At 53.5% G+C, this 1196-nt stretch carries 1 rRNA gene (running past one end of the window); it reads right to left on the reverse strand.

Features of this window, described 5'->3' with window-relative positions:
• Positions 1–1196 (reverse strand): 23S ribosomal RNA (locus WH46_RS07150); its annotated part reaches 1539 nt to the left of the window's first position; the annotation flags it as partial.

A 1196-nucleotide genomic window follows, 5' to 3' on the forward strand; every position in this document is an offset into this window, starting at 1 on the left:
AGCCTCACTGCTTAGACGGACATCCATCAGTCCGCGTCACTACCCTCCTGCGTCACCCCATTGCTCATAACGGCTTTCGGTGGTACAGGAATTTCAACCTGTTGTCCGTCGACTACGCCTTTCGGCCTCGCCTTAGGTCCCGACTTACCCTGAGAGGACGAGCCTTCCTCAGGAACCCTTGGGCTTTCGGCGGATCAGATTCTCACTGATCTTTTCGTTACTCATACCGGCATTCTCACTTGAATTCTGTCCAGCGCTCCTTACGGTACACCTTCAACCTAAATTCAACGCTCCCCTACCCCTGATGCATTGCATCAAGCCATAGCTTCGGTGGTGTGTTTAGCCCCGTTACATTTTCGGCGCAGAGTCACTCGACCAGTGAGCTATTACGCACTCTTTCAATGGTGGCTGCTTCTAAGCCAACATCCTGGTTGTCTAAGCAACTCCACATCCTTTCCCACTTAACACACACTTGGGGACCTTAGCTGATGGTCTGGGCTGTTTCCCTTTTGACAATGGACCTTAGCACCCACTGTCTGACTCCCGGAATAAAGTCTGCGGCATTCGGAGTTTGACTGAACTTGGTAACCCTTGCGGGCCCCGCATCCAATCAGTGCTCTACCTCCGCGACTCACCTTCCGAGGCTAGCCCTAAAGCTATTTCGGGGAGAACCAGCTATCTCCGGGTTCGATTGGAATTTCTCCGCTACCCCCACCTCATCCCCGCACTTTTCAACGTGCGTGGGTTCGGACCTCCAGTACGTGTTACCGTACCTTCATCCTGGACAGGGGTAGATCACCCGGTTTCGGGTCTACGTCCACGTACTCATCGCCCTATTCAGACTCGCTTTCGCTGCGGCTCCGGCTTTTCACCTTAACCTTGCACGGGAACGTAACTCGCCGGTTCATTCTACAAAAGGCACGCCATCACCCCTATATCGGGCTCTGACTTTTTGTAAGCACACGGTTTCAGGTTCTATTTCACTCCCCTTCCGGGGTCCTTTTCACCTTTCCCTCACGGTACTGCTTCACTATCGGTCGCTAGGGAGTATTTAGCCTTACCAGATGGTCCTGGCAGATTCATACGGGGTTTCACGTGCCCCGCACTACTCGGGATCCGTCTCGGAGAGAACTGACTTTCAGCTACAGGGCTTTCACCTACTATGGCGGGCCTTTCCAGACCTCTTCGCTTACCCA

Origin of the sequence: Paenibacillus dauci (assembly GCF_000971985.1) — a bacterium.
Taxonomy (GTDB): domain Bacteria; phylum Bacillota; class Bacilli; order Paenibacillales; family Paenibacillaceae; genus Saccharibacillus; species Saccharibacillus dauci.